We start from the raw sequence: 15,876 nt of genomic DNA on the forward strand, positions 1-15,876 counted from the left end.
CAGCTCATGACGAAATTCGTGGTGACCCCTGCCAGCCGGGCGCAGCGGGAGGCGTGGACGGGCGGGGCGATCCCCGACGTGGAGCGGGTGCGGCCGGGGCTGTGGTCCATCCCCGTGCCGATCCCCGTCAACCCCCTGCGGTACGTCCTGGTCTACGCCCTGGAGCTGCCGGACGGCGTCGCGATCGTGGACGCCGGCTGGGACACCGACGAGGCGTACGAGGCCCTCTGCGCCGGCCTGGGCGTGGCCGGATACGCGATCACGGACGTCAAGGGCGTGCTCGTCACCCACATCCACCCCGACCACTACGGCCTGGCCGGCCGGGTCCGCGAGGCGTCAGGGGCGTGGATCGCCCTGCACTCCGCCGACGCCGGCCTGCTGCGCGAGCGCTACGACGACGAGGCCATCGACGGCCTCGTCCGCCGCGAGCGGGCGCTGCTGGAACGGTGCGGCGTGCCCGCGGCGACGCTGGACGAGCTGGCCGGCGCGTCGATGATGATCCGTCACATGGTCACCATGGCCCGCCCCGACCGGCTCGTCGAGGACGGCGACGACCTGGGCCTGCCCGGCTGGGACCTGCGCGCGATCTGGACGCCCGGCCACTCGCCCGGTCACCTGTGCTTCGTCTCGCCCGAGCGGCGGGTGCTGTTCTCCGGCGACCACGTGCTGGCCAGGATCACCCCGATGGTGGCCGTGCACCCGCAGTCGCCGCCCAACCCGCTCGCCGACTACCTCGACTCCCTGGCCGCCGTGGGCGGGCTGGAGGTGGACGAGGTGCTGCCCGCCCACGAGTACCGCTTCCTTGAGCTGGCCGGACGGGTGGACAGCGTGCTCGCCCACCACGAGGAGCGGCTGGCCGAGATCGAGCGGGTGGTGGCCGGGCACGACGGCGTCACCTGCTGGGACACCGCGACGCGGCTCACCTGGTCGCGGCCCTGGGAGACGATCCCGCCGTTCATGCGGCGCTCGGCCAACAACGAGACGCTGGCGCACCTGGTGTGGCTGGAGGCCAAGGGACGGGTACGCCGTACGCCGGGAGAGCCCGACCTCTGGCATCCGTAGGGATCAGTGGCGCGGGGCTCCTGGCGGGTTATGGTACTCGTACTAGAACGTTGTTCTCCTGCCATGGAGGTTCCATGCTTCGGTTCGATGACAGGGTCGCGATCGTCACAGGGGCCGGGCACGGCCTCGGCAGGTCGCACGCGCTCCTGCTGGCCGAGCGAGGCGCCAAGGTCGTCGTCAACGACCTCGGGGGCGCGCTCGACGGCACGGGGGCCTCCGCGGGCCCCGCCGCGGAGGTGGCCGAGCTCATCAACAAGAACGGCGGCCAGGCCATCGCCAACGCCGGCAACGTCGCCACCCCTGAGGGCGCGCGAGACATCGTGAACGCGGCCGTGGACGCGTTCGGCAAGGTCGACATCGTCATCAACAACGCGGGCATCCTGCGGGACAAGTCGTTCGGCAAGATGACGGTCGAGGAGTTCGACGCGGTCATGGCCGTGCACGTACGCGGCTCGTTCCTGGTCAGCCTCGCCGCCTACCCGATCATGAAGGCCGCCGGCTACGGCCGCGTGGTCAACACCTCCAGCCCGGCCGGCCTGTTCGGCAACTTCGGCCAGGCCAACTACTCCACGGCCAAGATGGGCCTGGTCGGGCTCACCAAGACGCTCGGCATCGAGGGCGCGCGCAGCGGCATCAGGGCCAACGCCATCGCCCCGGTCGCCTGGACCCGGATGACCGAGTCGCTGCTGCCGGCCGAGTTCGAGGCCAAGTTCACGCCGGAGCGGGTGAGCGCGCTGGTGGCCTATCTGGTGCACGACTCCTGCGAGGTCAGCGGCGAGGTGTTCACGGTCGGCGCGGGGCGGGTGGCGCGGGTGTTCGTGGCCGAGGGGCCCGGCTGGAAGACCGACGACATCACGCCGGAGGCCATCGCGGACAACTGGGAGTCGATCATGGCGGAGCAGCCGTACGTGCTGTCGGCGAGCGACTCGATGAAGGCCATGCTCTAGAGGCGTACGACGCCTGTCAGGAAGCCGGTCCCCACACGGGGACCGGCTTTCCGCTTGTACGGCAACAACACCCACTTTGTTCGGTCATCGACGGAAGTCAGGCGAGTTCGGTCGATTCTCACTATTGATTTGCCGCATCGGTGACCTTATTGTCGGCGGCATGACCCCCCAGCCGGGCTCCGCCGGCGACGTGCTGACGCTCATCAGCGCCGGCTCGGCGACGACCCGTTCCGACCTCGCGAGGCTTACCGGCCTCGCCCGGTCCACGATCTCCCAGCGTGTGGACGCTCTGATCGAGCGCGGCCTGGTCGAGGAGAGCGAGAGCGGCGAGTCCACGGGGGGCCGGCCGCCGCGCCAGCTCCGCCTGCACGCCGAGGACCACGCCTTCGCCGGCGTCGACCTCGGGGCCACGCACTGCCGGGTCGCGCTCATGGACATCTCCGGGCAGGTGCTCGCCGAGTGCGAGGACCCGCTGCTCATCGGCGAGGGCCCGGAGCACGTGCTCGCCCACGTCGACCAGCGGCTCGACCGGCTGCTCGGCGAGGCGGGCCGGACCCGGCCCATGCTCCGCGCGATCGGCATCGGCGTGCCGGGGCCGGTCGAGTTCGCCACCGGGCGGCCGAACAACCCGCCGATCATGCCGGGCTGGAACGACTACCCCGTGCCTGAGTACTTCGGCGGCGTCAGCGTCCTCGTCGACAACGACGTCAACGTGATGGCGCTCGGCGAGCACCGCCACTCCTTCCCGGACACCAGGCACCTGCTGTTCGTCAAGGTCGGCACCGGCATCGGCTGCGGCATCGTGGCCGACGGCAAGCTGCACCGCGGCGCCCAGGGCTCGGCCGGCGACATCGGCCACATTCGGGTGAGCGGCCAGGACGACGCCGGCTGCCGCTGCGGCAACAGCGCCTGCCTGGAGGCCGTGGCCGGCGGCGCCGCCATCGCCCGCAAACTCGCCGAGCTGGGCCTGCCGGCCGAGAGCGGCGCCGACGTGGTGGCGCTCGTCCAGGCCGGCGACACGCAGGCGCTCCGCCTGGTCAGGGAGGCCGGCCGGCACATCGGCGAGGTGCTGGCCGGTCTGGTCAACTTCTTCAACCCCGAGGTCATCGTCATCGGCGGCGCGCTGTCGCGGGTGCACGAACATCTGCTGGCCGGCATCAGGGAGACGGTCTACCGCCGCTCGCTGCCGCTCGCCACGCACCACCTGTCCATCACGCCGAGCCGCACCGGGATCGACGCGGCCGCGCTCGGGGCGGGCCTGCTCGCCATCGAGCACTACCTCTCACCCGAGAACATCAACCGCATCGTCAGCGCCTGACCACCGGGCCGACAGACAAGGACCACCGATGCTGGTGATCAAGGGCATCGTCAAACAGTTCCCAGGGGTGCGCGCGCTGGACGGCGTGGACCTCGACGTACGGGCCGGCGAGGTGCACTGCCTGCTCGGCCAGAACGGCGCGGGGAAGTCCACGCTCATCAAGGTCCTGGCCGGCGCGCACCAGCCGGACGAGGGCACCATCGTCTTCAACGGCGACCAGGTGCGCCCCACCAGTCCCATCGACGCCATCAGGCTCGGCATCGCCACCATCTACCAGGAGCTCGACCTGGTCGACGGGCTCAGCGTGGCCGAGAACATCTTCCTCGGCCACGAGCCCGCCAAGCTCGGCTTCGTCAACCGCGCGGCGGCCAACAAGGCCGCCCGCGAGGTGCTCGAACGCCTCGGCCACGGCGAGATCCGGCCGTCCGCCGAGGTGGGCCGGCTGTCCCCGGCGGCCAAGCAGGTCGTGTCGATGGCGCGGGCGCTCTCCCACGACGCCCGGCTCATCATCATGGACGAGCCGTCGGCCGCACTCGCCCACGACGAGGTCGGCAACCTCTTCCGGATCATCCGCGAGCTGACCGCCCAGGGCGTCGCCGTCGTCTACATCTCCCACCGTCTGGAGGAGATCCGCGAGATCGGCGACCGGGTGACGGTGCTGAAGGACGGCCGTACGGTCGCCGTCGGCCTGCCCGCCCGCGACACGCCCACCACGCAGATCGTCTCCCTCATGACCGGCCGCAACGTCGAGTACGTCTTCCCGCCGCGCGGTGGGCGCACCTTCGGCGAGGAGGTGCTGCGGGTGGAGAACCTGAGCGCGCCCGGCGTCTTCTCCGGCGTGTCGTTCTCGGTCCGCGCGGGGGAGATCGTGGGGCTGGCAGGGCTCGTCGGCTCGGGACGCTCCGAGATCCTGGAGGCCGTCTACGGAGCCCGCTCCGCCACCGGCCGCGTGCTGCTCGACGGGCAGCCTGCGGGACGCGGCGTGGTCGGCGCCGTACGGCGCGGCATGGGGCTCGCCCCCGAGGAGCGCAAGGCCCAGGCCCTGCTCCTCGACCAGAGCGTCACCGCCAACATCACGCTCGGCAGCCTGCCCGGCTTCGCCAGGTTCGGCTGGCTCGACCGCAAGCGGGAACGGGCCGAGGCCCAGCGCCTGTCCGAGATGCTGGACATCCGGCCACCCGACATCGAACGCCCGATCCGCACCCTGTCGGGCGGCAACCAGCAGAAGGCCGTGCTGGCCCGCTGGCTGCTCGGCGGGCGCAAGCTCCTGCTGCTCGACGAGCCCACCCGCGGCGTCGACGTGGGCGCGCGGGCCGAGCTCTACGCCGTCATCCACGACCTGGCCGAACGCGGCATCGGCGTGCTGCTGGTCTCCAGCGAGGTGCCCGAGGTGCTGGGCCTGGCCGACCGGGTGCTGGTGCTGCGCGAGGGGTCGGTCATCCACGAGGGCGACGCCGCGGAGCTCGACGAGCACCGCGTACTGGACATGATCATGAATGGGAGGGCGGCCTGATGAGCGAGCCCACGACGGACCGCCGCGCGGCGGGGGTGGCGGCGCTCGCGCCCACGCGCCGCCTGGGCGAGATGCGCCACCTCGGACTGCTGGTGGCGCTGGCGATCCTGGTGGTGGTCGGCCTGGTGACCCGGCCGGAGAACTTCGCCACCACCTCCAACCTGGTCAGCATCCTGTCGCTGGCCGCCACGATCGGCGTCATCACGGTCGGCGCGACGTTCGTCATCATCGGCGGCGGCATCGACCTGTCGGTGGGCGCGGTCATGGCGCTGGCCTCGGTCTGGGCGACGACGCTGGCCACGCAGGCGTACGGGCCATGGGTCATGGCCATCTGCGCGATCCTCGTCGGCACCGGGGCCGGGCTGGTCAGCGGATGGCTGATCGCCTACGGGCGGCTGGTGCCGTTCATCGCCACGCTGGCCATGCTCGTGGCCGCGCGCGGCCTGGCCCAGCGGATGTCGGACCGCAGGACGCAGCTCGTCCAGCCCGACAACGCCGCCCTCGTCGAGCTGTCGACCACGCGGGTGCTCGGCGTCCCGCTGCTGGTCTACATCTTCGCCCTGGTCGTGGCGCTCGGATGGGTGGTGCTCAACCGCACCACGTTCGGGCGGCGGACGTACGCGGTGGGCGGCAACCCCGAGGCGGCCCGCCTGGCCGGCATCGACGTGCGCCGGCACACCATGCTGCTCTACGCGCTGTCCGGGCTGTGCTGCGGCATCGCCGCCATCCTCATCATGGCCAGGACCACCACGGGCTCGTCCACGCACGGCGATCTGTACGAGCTGGACGCCATCGCCGCCGTGATCATCGGCGGCACGCTGCTCACCGGGGGCCGGGGGACGATCATCGGCTCGATCCTGGGTCTGCTGATCTTCACCCTCATCACCAACCTGTTCATCCTCAACGGCCTCGACACCAGCGACCAGCTGATCGCGAAGGGCCTGATCATCGTCGTCGCCGTCCTTCTCCAGCGACGGAACCTGAAGGAGAGAGCAACATGAGTGAGAACGTCGCGCGCAGGGGATTCCTCGTCGGCGGGCTCGGCGGAGCCGCACTGCTCGCCGCGGGCTGCACCAGCAACGAGCCCGCAGCGGCGCCCAGCAGCGCCGCGGCGGCCCCCGCCCCCGCCGCGAGCGGCAACGACCAGCCCGGCACCAAGGTCACCATCGGCTTCTCCGCGCCGGCGGCCGACCACGGCTGGATCGCCGCGATCGCCAAGAACGCCGAGGCCACCGCCAAGCAGTACAGCGACATCGACTTCAAGCCGGTCGAGCCGACCAACGACATCAACCAGCAGATCTCCGCGGTCGAGTCGCTGATCGCGCAGAAGGTGAACGCGCTGGTCATCCTGCCCAACGACGGCCAGCAGCTCAACCAGGTCGCCCTGCAGGCCACGGCGGCGGGCATCCCGGTGATCAACCTGGACCGCGTCTTCCCCGACAAGCTGGCCTACCGTACGTGGATCGGCGGCGACAACTACGGCATGGGCGTGGCGGCCGGCCACTTCATCGGCAAGCAGCTCAAGGACAAGGGCGTGTCGAACCCGGTGATCGTCGAGATCCAGGGCATCGCCACGCTGCCGCTCACCCAGGACCGCAGCAAGGGCTTCGCCGACGCGCTGAAGACCTACGGGTTCAGCGTGACGGCCAAGCAGGACGCCAAGTTCACGGTCGAGACCGGCAACCAGGTGGCGACGTCGCTGCTGCAGGCGCACAAGAAGATCGACGCCATGTGGAACCACGACGACGACCAGGGCGTGGGCGTGCTCGCCGCGATCAAGGAGGCGGGCCGCGACGAGTTCATCATGGTCGGCGGCGCCGGCTCGCTGAACGCGATGAAGGAGATCCAGTCGGGCACCTCGGTGCTCAAGGCGACCGTCACCTACAGCCCGACCATGGCCTCCTCGGCGATCAGGCTGGCTCGCTTGGTCGCGCAGGGGAAGGGGATGAGTGACCTCGTGGAGAACTCCGTTCCGCAGTCCATCACGCTCGCTTCCGAGACCATTACCAAGGACAACGTCGAGAAATACCTGGAACTCGGCTTCGAATCCTGATCGGGGGTTGCATGTCAGACAAGACCACCATCGGCGTGGGCATGATCGGCTACGCGTTCATGGGCCGCGTCCACTCCCAGGCCTGGCGGAGCGTCGGGGCCTTCTTCGACCTGCCGCTGGCGCCGCGCATGGCGGCGATCTGCGGCCGGTCGAAGGAGCGCACCGAGGCAGCGGCGGCGCAGCTCGGCTGGGCCGCCGCCGAGACCGACTGGCGCGCGCTGATCGAGCGGGACGACGTGCAGATCGTCGACATCTGCACGCCCGGTGACTCGCACGCCGAGATCGCCGTGGCCGCGCTCGCCGCAGGCAAGCACGTGCTCTGCGAGAAGCCGCTGGCCAACACCGTGGCCGAGGCGGAGGCGATGGTGCGGGCCGCCGCCGCCGCGCCGCCCTCGGTCAAGAGCATGGTGGCCTTCAACTACCGGCGGGTTCCGGCGATCGCGCTGGCCCGCCGGTACGTCGAGGAGGGCCGGCTCGGCGAGATCCGGCACGTACGCGCCCAATACCTCCAGGACTGGATCGTCGATCCCGAGTTCCCGCTGGTGTGGCGGCTGCAGAAGGACAAGGCGGGCGCGGGCGCGCTCGGCGACATCGGCTCGCACATCGTGGACGCCGCCGAGTACGTCACCGGCCAGCAGGTCGTCGGCGTCTCGGGCCTGACCGAGACCTTCGTCAAGCACCGCCCGCTCGCGGGCGAGTCGGCCGGGCTCGGCGCGTCGCGGGCCGAGTCCACCGGCGAGGTCACGGTCGACGACGCCGCGCTGTTCATCGGCCGGCTGTCGGGCGGGGCGCTCGCCTCCTTCGAGGCCACCAGGTTCGCCACCGGGCGCAAGAACGCCATGCGCCTGGAGATCAACGGCGGGCTCGGCAGCCTCGCCTTCGACTTCGAGTCGATGAACGAGCTGTGGGTCTCCGAGGGCGGCGGCGGGTTCGAGCGCATCCTGGTCACCGAGCCCGACCATCCGTACGCGGGAGCCTGGTGGCCGCCCGGCCACGGCCTCGGCTACGAGCACACTTTCACCCACGAGATCAAGGACTTCCTGGAGGCCGTCGCCACCGGCGCCGACCCGTCGCCGTCCTTCGCCGACGGGCTGCGGGTGCAGCGGGTGCTGGAGGCGGTCGAGCGCAGCGCGGCCGACGGCGGCCGTTACACGAACGTGGAGGATTGACGATGACCCGACCAATCACCCTGTTCACCGGACAGTGGGCGGACCTGCCGTTCGAGGAGGTGTGCCGGCTGGCGGCCGAGTGGGGCTACGACGGGCTGGAGATCGCCTGCTCGGGCGACCACTTCGAGGTGGACAAGGCGATCGCCGACCCGTCGTACGTCGAGCAGAAGCGCGCCCAGCTCGACAAGCACGGCCTGAAGGTGTGGACGATCTCCAACCACCTGGTGGGCCAGGCCGTCTGCGACCACCCGATCGACGAGCGGCACAAGGGCATCCTGCCGGCCCGCATCTGGGGCGAGGGCGACCCCGAGTCCGTGCGTCAGGCCGCGGCCGAGGAGATGAAGGACACGGCGCGGGCCGCCGCGCTGCTCGGCGTGGACACGGTCGTGGGCTTCACCGGCTCGTCCATCTGGCACACGGTCGCGATGTTCCCGCCCGTGCCCGCCTCGGTGATCGACGCCGGCTACCAGGACTTCGCCGACCGCTGGAACCCCATCCTCGACGTCTTCGACGAGGTCGGCGTGCGTTTCGCCCACGAGGTGCACCCGAGCGAGATCGCCTACGACTACTACACGACGGTCCGGGCGCTGGAGGCGGTCGGCAACCGGCCGGCGTTCGGGCTCAACTGGGACCCGTCGCACATGGTGTGGCAGGACATCGACCCGGTGAACTTCATCCTCGACTTCAAGGACCGCATCTACCACGTCGACTGCAAGGACACCCGGATGCGCGTCGGCGACGGCCGCCGCGGCCGGCTGTCGTCGCACCTGGCCTGGGCCGACATGCGGCGCGGCTGGGACTTCGTCTCGACCGGGCGCGGCGACGTGCCCTGGGAGGACTGCTTCCGGGCGCTCAACGCGATCGGCTACGACGGGCCGATCTCCATCGAGTGGGAGGACGCCGGCATGGACCGGCTGGACGGCGCGCGTGAGGCGGTGGGCTACATCCGTACGCTCAACGCCATCACGCCGCCGGCCACCGCCTTCGACGCGGCCTTCGCCACCGAGTGACACGCGCCGGTCCCGCCGGATCGATCCGGCGGGACCAGGCGCTTGGTCCCGTCAGTCGATCACGACGATCTGGCGCAGCACCTCGCCGCCGCGCAGGGCCGCCACGGCGTCGTTGAGGTCGGTGAGGCGGATCCTGGCGCTGATCATCGAGTCGAGGTCCAGCTTGCCGGCCTGGTGGAGCTTGGCGAAGTACGGGAAGTCGTGCCGCACGTCGGACTCGCCGTACAGGCTGGAGTGCAGGTGCTTGCCCTCGAAGAGCAGGCTGAAGGCCGAGACCGACCACATGTCGTCCATCGCGCCCGCGCCGACCACGATGACGTCGCCGCCGCGCCGGGTGATCTGCCAGGCGGTCTGGACGGTGGCGGCCTTGCCGACGACCTCGAAGCCGTAGTCGAAGCCGGCACCGCCGGTCAGCTCGTTGATCGCGTCGGGGACCTGGTCGGGCGTCACGGCGTGGGTGGCGCCGACCTTCTTGGCCAGCTCGTGCTTGGACTCCAGCGGGTCCACGGCGAGGATCGTCCGCGCGCCGGAGACGCGGGCGCCCTGGATGACCGACAGGCCGACGCCGCCGCAGCCGATCACCGCGACCGTAGAGCCGGGGCGCACCTTGGCGGTGTTGATCGCCGCGCCCACGCCGGTCGTGATGCCGCAACCGATGAGCGCCGCCGCCTCCCACGACACCTCCGGGTCGATCTTGATCGCGCCCTGCCAGGGCACGATGATCTCCTCGGCCCAGGTGCCGCAGCCCGCCATCCCGAACGCCGTCGTGTCGCCGCCCAGCCGGAACCGGCCGTTGCTGAACGACTCGATCATGAACTTGGTGCACAGGTAGGGCTGCCCGCCCAGGCACAGGTCGCAGGCGTGGCAGGCGGGCGACCAGTTGATGACGACGTGGTCGCCGGGCTGGAGGTTGTCGACGTGCTCGCCCACTTCGACCACCTCGCCCGCCCCTTCGTGGCCGGGGACGAGCGGCACGGGCTGCGGCAGCACCCCGGACATGGCGGACAGGTCCGAATGGCAGACGCCGGTGGCCTTGATCCGTACGCGCACGTCCGCCGGGCCCATGGGCGCCAGCGTCACGTCGTCGCGGATCTCCAGCTTGTCGTTGCCTACGGCGGTCAGGATTGCGGCACGCATGGGGCGTTCCTCCTCGGCGGTGGACCTATTCCTCGATGGAGAGGGCGGCTTTGGGGCAGGAGCGGACCGCGTGCCGGACGCGGTCGTGCAGCTCGGGGGGTGGCTCGGGCAGCAGGATGTGGAGCTGGTCGTCGTCGTCGACGTCGAAGACCTCCGGCGCGAGGCCCATGCACACGGCGTTGGCCTCGCAGACCAGCTCGTCCACCTTCACCTTCATGACAGCCTCCTGTGGTCCCATGAGACCACTTTGGTGCGTTCGACGACGTACGCGATCCGCTTGCGGCCGGTCTGCTCGACGTACGGGCGGAGCAGGTCGTCGGCCACCCCGGGGGTCATGCGGCGGGCGACCAGCATGCCGATGTCCATGATCCGGTCGGGGTCGTCGATCCGCTCGGCCTTGCCGTACAGCAGGACGCCGCGGAGCTCGGCGTAGTCGTCGCCGGCCTCGATGAGGCAGCTCACGCGGGGGTCGCGGGCCAGGTTGCGGGCCTTCTGGGCCTTGCCGTACGTCCAGAAGGCGATGCGGCCGTCGTCGAGGCCGTAGAACATCGTCACCAGGTGGGGCGTGCCGTCGGGGTTGATCGTCGCGAGCTGCAGCTTGCGCGAGCCCTCCAGGAGGGCGGCCACTTCCTCGTCCGACATCGCGATGCGAGCGCGCTGATTCACGTGGCCAGTAGAACAGGTTCCAGAAGTGGGCTGCAAGAGGCTCCTGGAATGTTGTTCGGTTCGGCTAGGGTGGCCTTCCATGTCGATGCCGCCGGAGCTGCTCCACGCAGCCAAGCACGCCAAGGGGTTCATGCCGCTCGCCGAAGGGCTGGCACTCTACGAAGCGGCCCGTCAGTACGGCGCGCTCGGCCCGATCTGCGAGATCGGCACCTACTGCGGCAAGTCCGCCGTCTACCTCGGCGCCGCCGCCCGCGAGGCCGGCTCCGTCGTCGTCACGGTCGACCACCACCGCGGCTCGGAGGAGATCCAGCCCGGCTGGGCCCATCACGACCCCACCCTCGTGGACCCCCGCTTCGGCAAGATGGACTCCCTGCCGACCTTCCGCGCCACGATCGCGAACGCGGGCCTGGAGGAGGAGGTCATCGCGGTCGTCGGGCGCTCCGAGCGCGTGGCCGCCCTGTGGAACACGCCGCTCGGCATGCTGTTCATCGACGGCGGCCACTCCGAGGAGCCGGTCACCCGCGACTACGAGGGCTGGGCGCCGCACGTCCGGGAGGGCGGGGCGCTGGTCTTCCACGACATCTACCCCGACCCGGCCGACGGCGGTCAGGCGCCCTACCGGGTCTACCTGCGGGCGCTGGAGTCCGGAGCGTTCCAGGAGAAGTCCGTGGAGGGCTCGCTGCGCGTGCTGGAGCGCGTCGCGCCGGGCATCTGACTCTCGGCACGGCGCCGGCCCGTCCGGGCCCGCTCAGGCGCTCTGGCGGCGCCGGGTGCGGGTCCACGACTGGCGGATCCGCGCCTGCCAGCCGCGGAAGTCGTCGTGCGTGCGGGCCTCGTGGCCGAGCTCGATGAGCGCCTGGTCGGTCCAGGACGCCGCCTCCTCGGCGTCGGCTCCCACCAGGACGGCCGCCGCCTGCCCCGTGTGCTCGGGCAGCGTCCCCGAGCACAGCCGGGCGGCCACCGCGAGGGCGCACCCCTGCGCCAGATGGGCGCGGAAGCCGTCGGCCGAGGCGTGCTCGGCCAGCCACCGCAGCTCCTCGGGCTCGGCACCGCCCGTGTACGCCGCCGCGAACCCCGCCCCGCTCCACAGGTCCGCCCGCCGCACGGCGGGGAACCCGGCGATCCTGGCCGCCACGTCGTCGGGCGCGGCGCAGTCGTGGTACCACAGCAGCCGCCCCAGCCCCTGGTCGAAGGCCGCGCAGTGGGCCCGGGTCAGCAGGTCGGGCATGACCCGCTCGCCCACCAGCCGGTCGGTCCTGGCGAGGGAGCGCTGGAAGCCGAAGCCGTCCACCGCCAGCCAGCGCAGCAGCGGGTGAGCCAGGCGCGCGCCGCGCACCGGCCGCAGCCGCAGCAGCGCGTAGCCGCGTCCGGCCCCCAGGTAGGCGGCGTGGCGGTGGTGCCGGGCGGGGCCGGCGAGCAGCTCGTGAAGGCGCCGGCCCCGTGAGAGCGTGAGCAGGTCGAGTACGGTGCAGGCGGCCGCCGCCCCCTCGTAGCCGAAGGGCCGCCGGTCCGCGGGAACCTCCTCGACCTTCTCCACTTCTTTCGACATCACCGCATTGAAGCCGAAAATGTATGACTTCTCGGCTTCCGAGAAGACCGTTCGAGCCGGCCCGGGCCTGAGCCGGAATCTCCGCCGGCTCAGATCGGACTCCAGTGGATCCTTGGTCAGGAACCTTCGCAGTCTCTTCGCCGGCGTCAGTGTCGGCTCGATCCCGGCCTGGTCCAAGAACGAAGTTGTGCCCGTGTCGCCCACGCTTCCCCCGAAGACGCCTCGTACGGCCACTCACGAAGCTAGTGACCCCAATGCGGCCCTCACCGGCGGCACACCGGACGTCCGGGGCAAAGAAGCGGCAAAAGCGCTTGCCTAGGGGGTCTCCCGCTCGGCCGCCTGCGGGGGGACGCGGATGCCTGCCGCGCAGCCGCACACGTCGGGATCGAACGTCGCCGTACGCTCCACGTCGCGGAACAGCCCGGAGCCGGGGGAGAGCTCCATGAGCGCGTCGGCCGCGAGGACCACCGCCGCCGCCGTGTAGCCGGAGCGCTCGTGCGGGAAGTGCTTGCGGTTCACGAACTGCCAGCCCGTCCAGTACGAGCCGTCCTCGTGCCGCAGGTGCTGCATGTCGGAGAAGAGCCGCGCGGCCCGCTCGCGGTCGCCGAGCGCGTCCAGCGCCAGCACCAGCTCGCACGTCTCGGCCCCGGTCACCCACGGCTGGTCGGAGACGCACCGGATGCCGAGCCCCGGCACCACGAACGTCGTCCACTCGCGGTCCAGCAGCTCGAACGCCTGCTGTCCGCGCACCGCGCCGCCCAGCACCGGGTAGTACCAGTCCATCGAGAAGCGGCTCTTGTCGGCGAACGCCTCCGGATGCGCGCCCAGCACGTGCGCGAGCCGGTCGGCGGCCAGCTCCCAGTGCGGCTGCGGATCGCCCAGCAGGTCGCCGAGCAGCACGCCGCAGCGCAGCCCCTGGTGGATGGAGGAGCAGCCGGTGAGCAGCGCGTACGACGAGGGCCTGCCCCGCGCGTCACGCTCCCACACGATCTCGCCGCGCTCGGTCTGCAGCCCGGCCACGTAGTCGAGCGCGGCCTTGACCATGGGCCAGGACTCCTCGGTGAAGGCCCGGTCGCCGGTGACGAGGTGGTGGTGCCAGACGCCGACGGCGACGTAGGCGGCGTGGTTGGTCTCGCCGCCCAGCTCCACGCCGGCCCCGTCCACCAGCTTCATCGGCCAGGAGCCGTCGGCGCGCTGGTGGCGGGCCAGGTAGGCGTAGCCGCGCCGGACCGGCTCGGCGAGCCCCGCGACCGTCATGGCCATCAGGCACTCGACGTGGTTCCAGGCGTCCACGTGCCCTTCCGGCCACGGGACGCCGCCGTCCTCCTGCTGCAGCGCGGCGATGCTCTCGGCCGTGCGTACGACCTCCGCTCGGGAGATCATGGCTTCTTTACGTAGAGGACCACGCTCTTGCCGATGATCGGGTTGAGCACGGCCTCGGCGATCTGGGTGACGGCCGGGCGCTTCATGATGTCCCAGACCAGCAGCTCGTGGTACGCCTTCGCGAGCGGGTGGTCGTCGTTGTTGACGCCGACCGCGCACTTGATCCACCAGTAGGGGGAGTGCAGCCCGTGCGCGTGGTGGTGCGGGCCGATCTCGAAGCCGGTGGACTTGAGCTTGGCCGACAGCTCGGCGAGCGTGTAGATGCGCACGTGGCCGCCCGGCGCGGTGTGGTACGCCTCGTCCAGCGCCCAGCAGATGCGCTCGGGCAGGAAGCTCGGCACGGTGATCGCGGCGGTGCCGCCCGGCCTCAGCACGCGGAAGATCTCGGCCATGGCCGCCATGTCGTCGGGGATGTGCTCCAGCACCTCGGCCGCGATCACCCGGTCGAAGCTGCCGTCCTCGAACGGCATGTCCAGCGCCGTGCCCTGGACGGTGCGGCCGCTCGCGTCCGGCGGCACCTCGCCCGCCTTGTCCATCGCCGCGAACATGTTCGCCACGTTGTCCAGCTCCGCCTGGTCCATGTCGAAGGCGATCACGTCCGCCCCGCGACGTAGCACCTCGAAGGCGTGCCGGCCGCCGCCGCAGCCCAGGTCGAGCACGCGCACGCCGGGGCCGACGGGCAGCCGGGCGAAGTCCACGGTCAGCACTGGTGGTCTCTCCTCGCGATCGGTGTCGGGGGTGGGGGTCAGGGGCGGTGTGCGGCGATGGCCTCGTGGTAGGCCTCGACCGTGCGCTTGGCCACGACGTGCCAGGTGTAGCGCTCCATGACGCGGTCGTAGCCCGCCCTGCCCACCCGCTCGCGCTCCTCGGCAGAGTCGTGCAGGCGGCGCAGCGCGGCGGCCAGCTCCTCGGCGTCGCCGGGCGGCACCTGTACGGCCGCGTCGCCGACGACCTCGGGCAGCGCACCGGTGCGGCTGGCGATCAGCGGCGTGCCGCAGGCCATGTGCTCGACGGCGGGCAGCGAGAAGCCCTCGTACAGCGACGGCACGACCGAGATCTCCGAGGTGGCGATCAGCTCGCCCAGCTCGTCGTCGGAGATGCCGTGCACGAAGCGCACCCGGTCCTGCAGCGACAGCTCCTGGACGAGCTGCTCGGTGGGGCCGCCGGGCGTGGGCTTGCTGACCACGGTGAGGTTGACGTCGCGCTCGGTGGACAGCTTGGCGACCGCCCGCAGCAGCGTGGCCACGCCCTTCATGGGGGAGTCGGCGCTCGCCACGGCCACGATCGAGCCCTTGCGCTTCGGCTTGTCCGGGCGGGGGTGGAAGTAGCGGGTGTCCACGCCGAGCGGGATCAGGCGCAGATTGGCCTGGGGGACGTTGAAGTCGCGGTGGATGTCGGCGAGCGAGGACTCGCTGACGGTGAGGATCGGGCTGAGCCGGGGCGCGACGCGCGACTGCATCTTCACGAACCCGTACCAGCGGCGCATCGTGAGCTTCTTCACACCCTGGGCGGCCTCCAGCTCGATGCGGCGGTCCACGCTGATGGGGTGGTGGATGGTGCCGACCACCGGGAACAGCTTCTGGATGCCGAGCAGGCCGTAGCCGAGGGTCTGGTTGTCCTGGACCACGTCGAAGTCGCCGACCCGCTTCTTCAGCTCACGCAGGGCGCGCAGCGTGAACGTCAGCGGCTCGGGGAACCCGGCGGTCCACATCGTGCCGACTTCCAGCAGGTCGATCCAGTCGCGGTACTCGTGCAGCTTGGGGGTGCGGAACGGGTCCTCGTCGCGGTAGAGGTCGAGGCTGGGCACCTCGCGCAGGATGACGCCCTCGTCCAGCTCGGGATAGGGCGGGCCGGAGAACACCTCGACGTGGTGTCCGAGCGCGACCAGCTCGCGGCTCAGATGGCGGAGGTAGACACCCTGGCCGCCACAGGTGGGCTTGCTGCGGTAGGACAGCAGCGCGATCCGCAGCGTTCGCTCCCGCACGGACACCCCTTTCTCCGCCGGTAGGCGCCTGAGATCAGTTGAATGTGACCTTAGCCCGAGAAGGCTACCATTCGGTAGGTCACCG

16 protein-coding genes are annotated in these 15,876 nt (G+C 71.1%); 9 read left to right on the forward strand and 7 right to left on the reverse strand.

The genetic code is table 11. The features are described 5' to 3' along the window. Window positions 1–6: 6 nt before the first annotated feature. The 8 genes from AC27IY_RS46340 (at window position 7) to AC27IY_RS46375 (ending at window position 9,072) form a co-directional block, all read left to right on the forward strand. Window positions 7–1,062: an MBL fold metallo-hydrolase gene (locus AC27IY_RS46340; RefSeq protein ID WP_487181847.1), complete on the forward strand. Its 1,056-nt coding sequence runs from the start codon at window positions 7–9 to the stop codon at window positions 1,060–1,062. Between the two features lie 74 nt (window positions 1,063–1,136). Further along, the gene (locus AC27IY_RS46345) at window positions 1,137–2,009 is read left to right on the forward strand and encodes an SDR family NAD(P)-dependent oxidoreductase (protein WP_487181848.1); all 873 of its coding nucleotides are present in this window, start codon (window positions 1,137–1,139) and stop codon (window positions 2,007–2,009) included. Between the two features lie 160 nt (window positions 2,010–2,169). After that, window positions 2,170–3,327, forward strand: coding sequence for an ROK family transcriptional regulator (locus tag AC27IY_RS46350; protein WP_487181849.1), 1,158 nt, complete (start codon window positions 2,170–2,172; stop codon window positions 3,325–3,327). Window positions 3,328–3,355: 28 nt separating this feature from the next. Continuing rightward, window positions 3,356–4,840 carry a sugar ABC transporter ATP-binding protein gene (locus AC27IY_RS46355; RefSeq protein ID WP_423446589.1) on the forward strand — a complete coding sequence of 495 codons (1,485 nt, stop codon included), beginning with the start codon at window positions 3,356–3,358 and terminating at the stop codon, window positions 4,838–4,840. Continuing rightward, complete coding sequence (locus AC27IY_RS46360) at window positions 4,840–5,841, forward strand: ABC transporter permease (RefSeq protein ID WP_329590311.1); 1,002 nt, start codon at window positions 4,840–4,842, stop codon at window positions 5,839–5,841. Before AC27IY_RS46355 ends, AC27IY_RS46360 begins: the two co-directional genes overlap by 1 nt. Further along, window positions 5,838–6,893 carry an ABC transporter substrate-binding protein gene (locus AC27IY_RS46365; RefSeq protein ID WP_329590313.1) on the forward strand — a complete coding sequence of 352 codons (1,056 nt, stop codon included), beginning with the start codon at window positions 5,838–5,840 and terminating at the stop codon, window positions 6,891–6,893. Before AC27IY_RS46360 ends, AC27IY_RS46365 begins: the two co-directional genes overlap by 4 nt. A gap of 11 nt (window positions 6,894–6,904) precedes the next feature. Then, window positions 6,905–8,062: a Gfo/Idh/MocA family protein gene (locus AC27IY_RS46370; RefSeq protein ID WP_423475524.1), complete on the forward strand. Its 1,158-nt coding sequence runs from the start codon at window positions 6,905–6,907 to the stop codon at window positions 8,060–8,062. 2 nt (window positions 8,063–8,064) lie between these two features. Continuing rightward, a complete protein-coding gene (locus tag AC27IY_RS46375; RefSeq protein WP_344217614.1) occupies window positions 8,065–9,072 on the forward strand; it encodes a sugar phosphate isomerase/epimerase family protein in 1,008 nt (335 codons plus the stop codon). A gap of 51 nt (window positions 9,073–9,123) precedes the next feature. Here AC27IY_RS46375 and AC27IY_RS46380 read toward each other — a convergent pair whose 3' ends face one another. Genes AC27IY_RS46380 through AC27IY_RS46390 form a run of 3 tightly spaced genes read right to left on the reverse strand, consistent with a single transcriptional unit; the run spans window position 9,124 to window position 10,875 of the window. After that, complete coding sequence (locus tag AC27IY_RS46380) at window positions 9,124–10,209, reverse strand: zinc-binding dehydrogenase (protein ID WP_423446587.1); 1,086 nt, start codon at window positions 10,207–10,209, stop codon at window positions 9,124–9,126. 25 nt (window positions 10,210–10,234) lie between these two features. Further along, on the reverse strand, window positions 10,235–10,426 hold the full coding sequence (locus tag AC27IY_RS46385; protein WP_020544112.1) for a ferredoxin: 192 nt from the start codon (window positions 10,424–10,426) through the stop codon (window positions 10,235–10,237). Beyond that, window positions 10,423–10,875 (reverse strand): pyridoxamine 5'-phosphate oxidase family protein, encoded by a 453-nt coding sequence (locus tag AC27IY_RS46390; protein WP_344217609.1) that lies wholly within the window; start codon window positions 10,873–10,875, stop codon window positions 10,423–10,425. Before AC27IY_RS46390 ends, AC27IY_RS46385 begins: the two co-directional genes overlap by 4 nt. Window positions 10,876–10,960: 85 nt before the next feature. Between AC27IY_RS46390 and AC27IY_RS46395 the strand changes: the two genes are divergently transcribed. Then, window positions 10,961–11,590 carry a class I SAM-dependent methyltransferase gene (locus AC27IY_RS46395; protein WP_487181913.1) on the forward strand — a complete coding sequence of 210 codons (630 nt, stop codon included), beginning with the start codon at window positions 10,961–10,963 and terminating at the stop codon, window positions 11,588–11,590. Between the two features lie 33 nt (window positions 11,591–11,623). On the opposite strand, the gene AC27IY_RS46400 is transcribed toward AC27IY_RS46395, so the two are convergent. The 4 genes from AC27IY_RS46400 to AC27IY_RS46415 form a co-directional block, all read right to left on the reverse strand. Continuing rightward, a complete protein-coding gene (locus tag AC27IY_RS46400) occupies window positions 11,624–12,658 on the reverse strand; it encodes a DUF1702 family protein (protein WP_449953280.1) in 1,035 nt (344 codons plus the stop codon). 81 nt (window positions 12,659–12,739) lie between these two features. Further along, window positions 12,740–13,807, reverse strand: coding sequence for a prenyltransferase (locus AC27IY_RS46405; RefSeq protein WP_364454276.1), 1,068 nt, complete (start codon window positions 13,805–13,807; stop codon window positions 12,740–12,742). Further along, on the reverse strand, window positions 13,804–14,514 hold the full coding sequence (locus AC27IY_RS46410; protein ID WP_344217603.1) for a class I SAM-dependent methyltransferase: 711 nt from the start codon (window positions 14,512–14,514) through the stop codon (window positions 13,804–13,806). The genes AC27IY_RS46405 and AC27IY_RS46410 overlap by 4 nt, the downstream gene beginning before the upstream one ends. 38 nt (window positions 14,515–14,552) lie before the next feature. After that, window positions 14,553–15,797 (reverse strand): glycosyltransferase family 4 protein, encoded by a 1,245-nt coding sequence (locus AC27IY_RS46415; RefSeq protein ID WP_487181850.1) that lies wholly within the window; start codon window positions 15,795–15,797, stop codon window positions 14,553–14,555. Window positions 15,798–15,876 lie beyond the last annotated feature (79 nt).

The sequence above is a fragment of the Nonomuraea sp. B208 genome, assembly GCF_057536035.1.